At 62.1% G+C, this 7,542-nt stretch carries 7 protein-coding genes; 1 reads left to right on the top strand and 6 read right to left on the bottom strand.

Features of this window, described 5'->3' with window-relative positions; all coding sequences use genetic code 11:
* Positions 1-92: 92 nt before the first annotated feature.
* On the top strand, positions 93-938 hold the full coding sequence (locus HP499_RS17895) for a CoA ester lyase (protein WP_172325543.1): 846 nt from the start codon (positions 93-95) through the stop codon (positions 936-938).
* Positions 939-1,025: 87 nt separating this feature from the next.
* Here HP499_RS17895 and HP499_RS17890 read toward each other — a convergent pair whose 3' ends face one another.
* Genes HP499_RS17890 through HP499_RS17865 form a run of 6 tightly spaced genes read right to left on the bottom strand, consistent with a single transcriptional unit; the run spans position 1,026 to position 7,213 of the window.
* On the bottom strand, positions 1,026-2,129 hold the full coding sequence (locus tag HP499_RS17890; protein WP_172325542.1) for a Gfo/Idh/MocA family oxidoreductase: 1,104 nt from the start codon (positions 2,127-2,129) through the stop codon (positions 1,026-1,028).
* A complete protein-coding gene (locus tag HP499_RS17885) occupies positions 2,114-2,815 on the bottom strand; it encodes a ThuA domain-containing protein (protein WP_172325541.1) in 702 nt (233 codons plus the stop codon). The genes HP499_RS17890 and HP499_RS17885 overlap by 16 nt, the downstream gene beginning before the upstream one ends.
* Positions 2,816-2,824: 9 nt before the next feature.
* On the bottom strand, positions 2,825-4,021 hold the full coding sequence (locus HP499_RS17880; protein WP_172325540.1) for a Gfo/Idh/MocA family protein: 1,197 nt from the start codon (positions 4,019-4,021) through the stop codon (positions 2,825-2,827).
* A gap of 30 nt (positions 4,022-4,051) precedes the next feature.
* Entirely contained in the window at positions 4,052-4,951 is a 900-nt protein-coding gene (locus HP499_RS17875; protein ID WP_172325539.1) for a carbohydrate ABC transporter permease, read from the bottom strand.
* Positions 4,951-5,889 (bottom strand): carbohydrate ABC transporter permease, encoded by a 939-nt coding sequence (locus tag HP499_RS17870; protein WP_172325538.1) that lies wholly within the window; start codon positions 5,887-5,889, stop codon positions 4,951-4,953. Before HP499_RS17870 ends, HP499_RS17875 begins: the two co-directional genes overlap by 1 nt.
* A 4-nt stretch (positions 5,890-5,893) precedes the next feature.
* The gene (locus HP499_RS17865) at positions 5,894-7,213 is read right to left on the bottom strand and encodes an extracellular solute-binding protein (protein WP_172325537.1); all 1,320 of its coding nucleotides are present in this window, start codon (positions 7,211-7,213) and stop codon (positions 5,894-5,896) included.
* Positions 7,214-7,542: the final 329 nt, after the last annotated feature.

The raw sequence follows: 7,542 nt of genomic DNA, 5'->3' as shown, positions 1-7,542 counted from the left end.
CCAAGGAAGCGCACGCAGCGCAGCCCTAGGCCCCGGCTCCAGTCCGACACCATCCTCGTGAGAAGTTTCAGCACCCAGAAGCAAGGATCTCCATGCCCTCTTCCGACACCACCCCCTTCACCATGGGCCCGGCCCTCCTGTTCTGCCCTGCGGACCGGCCGGAGCGTTTCGGCAAGGCCGCTGACCGCTCCGACGCCGTCATCCTGGACCTCGAAGATGCCGTAGCCCCTGCGGACAAGCCGGCGGCCCGGGACGCGATTATCGAACAGGCCCGTAGCGGGGAACTGGAGCCGGAAGCCACTATTGTCCGGGTCAACCCGGTGGGGACCCCTGAATTCGAGCTCGATCTTGAAGCCTTGGCAAGGACGCCCTACCGGACCGTCATGCTGGCCAAGGCAGAGAGTGCGCAGCAACTGAACGCCCTGGCCGGGTATCAGGTCATCGCCCTCTGCGAAACCGCGGCAGGCATTGTCAACGCCTCCGCAATCGCAGCCCAACCAAACGTCGTAGCGCTCATGTGGGGCGCCGAGGACTTGTTGGCCTCACTCGGGGGCCTCTCCAGCAGGAACGACGACGGCGCTTACCGGGCTGTCGCACTGCACTCACGGTCCGCCGTGCTGCTTGCCGCCAAGGCCGCCGGCAAGGAAGCCATCGACTCGGTGTACGTGAACATCCCTGACCTTGAAGGCCTTCTGGCAGAGTCCAGGGACGCTGTTTCCAGTGGCTTCGGAGCTAAGGCCTGCATCCACCCGAACCAGGTGGCAGTAGTGCGTGAAGCCTACGCGCCGGCTCCCGAAGCCGTAGCCCAAGCCAATGAACTCCTGGCGGCCGCAGTTGCCGCGGGTACGGGTGTGTTCCAGTTCAAGGGCAAGATGATCGACGGACCCATCCTCAAGCACGCCCAAGCAACACTGCGCCGGGCCGGGCACCGCGTCTGAGGGCACAGCACCCCCGAGTTGCCAGGTCACACCCATGTTTCCGCCCAACATGGGTGTTAACCGGCAACTCGGCGGGCATCCGGAGCGCTAGGCGCGTACCGGCGTCGTGAGTTCGGTCAGTTCAACCACAGGGGGCCGGGAGGCCGTACTCTTGATGGCTACCGCCTGTCCGTTCCTGGCGGATTCCAGCACGGATTCCATGACCTCCAAGGCGTGGAAAGCCAGTTGGCCGCCGGCACGTGGTTCTTGCCCGGCGGGAGTCGCGGCGAGGTCGGCGATGCCAAAGCCACGCCCCGCATCCACGTAGCCGGCTGAAACGGGGAGTGTTTTCCAATCCTCGGCGCCCAGGGCGAACAACTGCACGTCGCCGTCAAAATGATTGGGGTCCGGGACGATCAAGGATCCCGTTTCTCCGTGGATTTCAATGTTGGGGCTTTTGGTCTTGACGGCGTCGAAGCTCATGAACAGCGTAGACAGGGCTCCCGAGGCATGCACCAGGACCCCGGTGACATGGGAGTCGATGTCCACAGGGACTTTTTGGCCTGCCCTTGGTCCCGAGCCGATGGTGCGTTCGCTGCGGGTATGGCTGGCCGCGCCCACCACTGAAACCACGGGCCCCAGCAAAGTGACCAGTGCCGAGACATAGTAAGGGCCCATGTCCAGCAGGGGGCCGCCACCTGGCTGGTAGTAGAAATCGGGGTTTGGATGCCACCGCTCGTGGCCCGGTGTGGCCATGGTTGCTGTTGCGGAAACAGGAGCACCGATCAGGCCGTCGTCGATCGCTTTGCGTGCCGTCTGGATTCCTGTACCCAGCACGGTGTCCGGGGCGCAGCCCACCACGACTCCCGCCGCCGCGGCAGCCTCAAGGACTTCCCGAGCCTCGGCCGTCGTGGCAGCCAACGGCTTCTCGCCGTAAACGGACTTGCCGGCGGCGATGGCCCTCAACGCGATGTCGGCGTGGGCCGCAGGAATGGTCAGGTTCAGGACCAGGTCCACGTCCTCAGCGGTGAGGAGCCCGTCCACATCCAAAGCCCGAACGCCGTCGTAGGAGTCGGCAACGGCCTGCGCCCTGGCGGGGTCCAGATCCGCGACGGCCACAAGGTTGATCGATTCCAGCTTGCGGAAGTTGGCCAGGTATTGGGCAATGATGGCGCCACAGCCGATCACTCCCACATTCAGCGGCTTGCCCACAGCATGCCCCTTTCAATGATGGTGCGGACGTTGGTGTCCTGAAGGATTTCCACGCGGTGGCCCGGGGTGCACACGAAGATTTTGCCCTTGCCCCACTGTCGGGTCCAGATGGCCGGGGAAGTGACTTCACGGTTCCACGGGTCCCACTCCCGGACCTTCTGGGTGGTGGTGGCCAGGACGTCGATGTAGTCGTCGGACAGGACCCAGTACTGCTCTGTGACGAGGTCGAAGTCGCCGATCCCTTCGGTGATGGGGTGCCCGGCCGCCGCGGGCAGCATGTTCACGGTGTACGGGACGTAGTTGTCCGATTGCTCTCCGATCCGCTCGTCAGCATGCTTGCCGGGATGGCAGGCAAACTGGCCGCCGATCAAGTGCAGGTAATCGGAATTGTTGCGGTATGAATCAGCGATGCCGCCATGCCAACCGGCCAGGCCGGTGCCCTTTTCAACGGCGGCCCGCAGGCCCTCGAATTCATCCTTCTCGATGGTGGTCATTGTCATGCATTGCACAATCAAGTCCACGCCATCCATGTAGTCCGAGTCAGCGTAGATTTTGGCGGATTCCTCTACCCGGACGTCGTAACCGTTCTCCTTGAGATAGGGAATGAACAGCTCGGTGGCCTCCACCGGTTGGTGGCCGTCCCAACCGCCTCGGACCACCAGTGCAGTCTTGTTCTTGCTTGTCATGTTTTCCTTTCAGACTTTTTGCCAACGGCTTGAGTTGTCCGCGCTCGATTCCACTGCGGCCAGTACCTTTTGGACCTGTAAGGCATCAGCGAACGACGGCGAGGGCTGCTCGCCTGTGCCGATGGCGTTCACCAGGTCCACCACCTGATGGGTGAAGCCGTGCTCGTAGCCCAGCCCGTGGCCGGTAGGCCACCAGTTGCCGGTGTAGGGGTGGGACGGCTCGGTGACCATGATTTTGCGGAAGCCTGCATCCGGTTCCAGCGCGGAATCGTAGAACTGCAGGGAGTTCATGTCCTCAAAATCGAAGGCAAGGGATCCCTTGGTGCCGTTGAGTTCCAAGCGCATGGCGTTTTTGCGACCCAAGGCGAAACGGGTGGCTTCGAAGATGCCGATGGGGCCGGCGTCAGCACCGGCGTCGTGCTTGGCCTCAAAACGGGCGGTGAAGAGGGCAGCATCATCCACGGTCACGGGACCGCGCGGACCATCTGCGCCACCGTGACCGCCCAGGCCCACGAAATCGCCGCCCACCGGGCGCTCCTTCACGAACGTCTCCAGCAACGCTGATACACCGGTGATGTTTAGTCCCGTGATCCATTGTGCGGCGTCGATGCTGTGGGCGCCGATGTCACCGAGTGAACCGGAGCCTGACTTGGACTTATCCAGTCGCCAGGTCAGCGGCGCATCGGCGTCACTGAGCCAGTCCTGGAGGTACTGGGCGCGGACGTGCCTGATCCGGCCCAGGCGGCCGTCGTCCACCATCCGTTTGGCCAGTGCCAAAGCGGGCGTGCGCCGGTAACTGAAGCCGCACATGGAGAGAATCCCGCGTTCGGCCGCAGCCCGTGCCACCAGCGTCATCTTTTCGGCTTCCTCAACAGAGTTGGCCAAAGGTTTCTCGCACAGGACGTGCTTGCCTGCCTCAAGGGCGGCGATCGCTATTTCGGCGTGGGTATTGCCGGGAGTGCAGATATCGATGAGGTCGATGTCATCGCGCTCGATCAGGCGGCGCCAATCAGTCTCGGTGGAGGCCCAGCCGTATTTGCCGGCTGCTGCCCGCACGCCTTCCTCGTTCCTGCCGGCTACAGCGGTCAGTTCCGGAACCATGGGAAGGTCAAAGAAGCGTGGCGCGGTACGCCAGGCATGGGAGTGGGCGGCGCCCATGAAGGCATAGCCCACCATGCCCACGCGCAAGGGTTGAGGATCTGTCATCGGAAGTCCTTTCTGCTTGATAGTGCCCGGTTACTTGCTGAAGCCTGCAGTGAGGCCACTGAGCAACTGCCGGCGCGCCACCACATAGATCACCAGCAGCGGGAGCGTGGCCAGCACCACGGAGGCGAGCACCGCGGGGATGTTGACGCTGAACTCGCCCTGGAAGGTCCACAGCGACAACGGCAGCACCCGGGTGTCCGGGCTTTGCGTAAGAATCAGCGGGAACAGGAACCCGTTCCACACATGCAGTGCGTTATAGATGCCCACCGTGATGACGGCGGGCTTGGTCATGGGCAACGCCAGACGCCACATCATGGCCCAATCCGAGCAACCGTCCAGCCGCATCGATTCAAAGAGTTCGTTGGGGACGTCCCGCATGAAGTTGGACAAGATGAGGACCGAAACCGGGATCGCGAACGCAATGGACGGCAGGATCAACGCCAACAGGGTGTCGTACATGTGTGCCTTGGTGATCATCCAGTAGATCGGGATGATGGTTGCGTGCAGCGGAATGGCCAAGCCCAGGAGGAAAACGTTGTTGGTCCAGCTGAGGAACTTTCCCTTGCCCCGGACAATGGCGTACGCGGCCATGAAGGCGACGAAGAGTGCCGGAACCACGCTGCCGACCGTGACGATGAGGCTGTTGGTGAAGTACTTGGCGAAGTCGTTCTCCAGGACCAGCTTGTAGTTGTCCAGGGTTGGTTCCGCCGGTGGGAGCATCGGATTGGAAGTGAAGAACCCTGCCTGGTTCTTCAGGCTGGTGATTACCACGTAGTACACCGGAACTATGATGATCGCCAGCCAAAGCCAGCCGCCCAGGCCGCCCAGGAAGTTCGGCCGCGAACGGCCAAGCTTCGGCGGACGACGGCGGGTGGTCACCGGTTGGGGCAGCGCCGCCGGGGTTGTGGGGAGTTGGGTAGTGGAAGCCATTACGCACCTTCCAATTGGCTGGCGTTGCGGTTCTTGCCGCCGAGACGTTGAAGGAACAGGGCAAGGGCAAGGCCGATCACAACGAGGATCACTCCCAAGGCGCTCGCCGCCCCCATGTCGTTCGCTTTGAAGCCGGTGAGGTACATGTGCAGCGGCAGGAGCCTGGTGGAGTAGCCCGGTCCGCCGGCGGTCAGTACGAAGACCAGATCGAAGTACGCCAGGGAGCCCACCACCATGAGGGTGGAGGAAGTGATCATGGTGTACTTCAGCTGCGGCAGGGTGATGTTGAAGAACTGCTGGATACGCCCGGCTCCGTCAATCTGGGCAGCCTCGTAGAGCGAAGCGGGGATCTGCCGGACGCCGCCTTGGTAGATCAGGGTGTGGAACGGCACGAACTGCCATGCAATGACGAAGACCACCACGAACAGCACCAGGTCCGAGTTGCCCAGCCAGTCCTGGGCGAGCAACGGCAGGCCCAGCCCAGGGCCGAGCCCGAAGTTGGGGTCCAGCAGCGCTTTGAAGGCGATGGCGACTGCGGCGGAGGACAGGAGCAGCGGCACGAAGTAGAGCACAGCCAGTGCCGCACGATACTTCTGGCTGGCCGCAGTGAAGACACCGAGCAACAGGCTGATGGGCGCTTGGACGATGAATGAGAAGAACATGATCTTGGCTGTCACCAACAAGGCGTTGCCCGTGACGGGATCTGCCAGGACCGTATTCCAACTGGACAGCCCGTCCAGTTTGATCTCGCCCAGGCCGTCCCAGCGGGTGAAGCTCAGGAACAGCACTCCCAGCAGGGGGAGGATGGCGAAGAGCATAAAGAAGGCAAGGGCCGGTACGGCCAGCCACCCCGACGGACCCTTTTCCAGGGTCCGTCGGGTGTCGGTCGCGCGCTTGGCGGCCGGTGCCCGTGGTGGAGTCGTGGTAGTTGCGGACACCGGATTACTTCCCGATCGTCGCGTTCATGGTGGAAGCGAACTGTTCCGGAGTGATCTTCTTCAGGAAGATCTGGTCAAGGTTGGCCAGCATGGCATCTCCTTGGGCAGGGCTGAGCGCCTGGTCCCAGGAAAGCGTGAAGTCCGGGGCATCCTTGGCCATGCCATAGACGTAGGTCAGGAAGTCCTTGTCAGGGGAGGCTGCGAGCTTGTCTTCGATCCCGGTGACCACGGGTACAGCACCTGAGTCGATCAGGCTTTGGACGTTCTCGTCATTGAACATTCCGTCCTTGACGTACTCCAGGGCGGTCTTTTTCTGTTCCTCGGTGGCCTTGGAAGAGACGGACCAGAAGTTGGACGGGTTACCCACAACGTTTGCCGGGTCACCCTTGCCGCCCTCCACCGTGGGGAAGGGGGTGTAGCCGAGCTTTCCGCTGGAGACGAAGTCAGCCGCGTCCTTCTTCATGCCTTGGTAGATCCAGCTGCCCTGCAGGATCATGGCGGCCTTGCCGGTGTACAAGAGTGCCTGGTCTGCGTTGCTGTCCGCAGCAATGGAGGAGAAGCCGTTGATGAAGCCGCCGGCATCCACCAGTTCCTGGATCTTGGTCAGCGCTTCAATCACTGCGGGATCGGACCAGGCGTCCGGCTTGTTGGCTGCAATGTTTGCAAAGACTTCAGGACCGCCGATCCGGTCCACCAGGTATTCAAGCCACATCAGGTCCGGCCACTTGGACTGTCCGCCCAAGGAGAAGGGCGCAACGCCGGCATCTTTGAACTTTGGTACCAGGGCCATGAGTTCATCCCAGGTCTTGGGCGGCTCGGCTCCGATCTTCTCGAAGACTTCCTTGTTGTAATAGAGCACTACGGGCTGCACTTTGTTGTTGGGCAATGCGTAGGTCTTGCCGTCGATCACGCCGCTCTCGAGGATCGAGGGAAGGTAGCGGCCCTGGACATCAGGGTTGTCTTTGAGGAATCCCGTCAGATCATCCACCTGGCCGGCATCAACGTAGGATTTCAGGACCCCGCCGCCCCAGCCATAGACCAGGGTGGGCCCCTGGCCGGCGCCGACGGCGGTGCGGACCTTGGTCTTGTAGGCATCGTTGGCGAAGAAATCGAGCTTGATGGCGGAGTCGGGGTGCGCCTTGTTCCAAGAGTCAACGGATGCCTGGAACACGGGCTGGTCACCACCGGTGAGTCCCCACATGGTTGCCGAGTCCGCTGAGGCTCCCGTGCCGGCCGGTCCCGAGGACCCGCAGGCTACGAGGGAGATCGACAAGGCGGCTGCAGAGACGGCCATTCCGGCGGTGCGCAACTTGAGACTATTCATGTGCAGTTTCCATTCGTCCTTCGGGCTCGACGCTGATGGCCCGGTTGTTCGTGTAAAAGCCGCACTCCGCGGTGTGGGGATCTGCTTCGATCGCCCCTTTCCATGAACTTTTCGAAATGTTTCGAAGGTCCTTTCGGAAGTGCCCACCAAACTTAGCCGTGAGGCAGGTCACCGTCAAGGGTTATTTTCAGGCACTTTCAAGCTCGCAGGGTTCATATTGACGGGAGTCCATCCGGCAATGCACACTGTCTGCAACCGAAACTTTTCGAAAGCGGACACTGTGAGCATCGAAGAACGACCCTCCAAATTGACCCTCTCTGCCGTCGCGC

Origin of the sequence: Paenarthrobacter sp. CM16 (assembly GCF_013179505.1) — a bacterium.
GTDB lineage: Bacteria > Actinomycetota > Actinomycetes > Actinomycetales > Micrococcaceae > Arthrobacter.
Note: the sequence above shows the minus strand (reverse complement) of the source record. Positions and strands in the feature narration are given on the sequence as shown.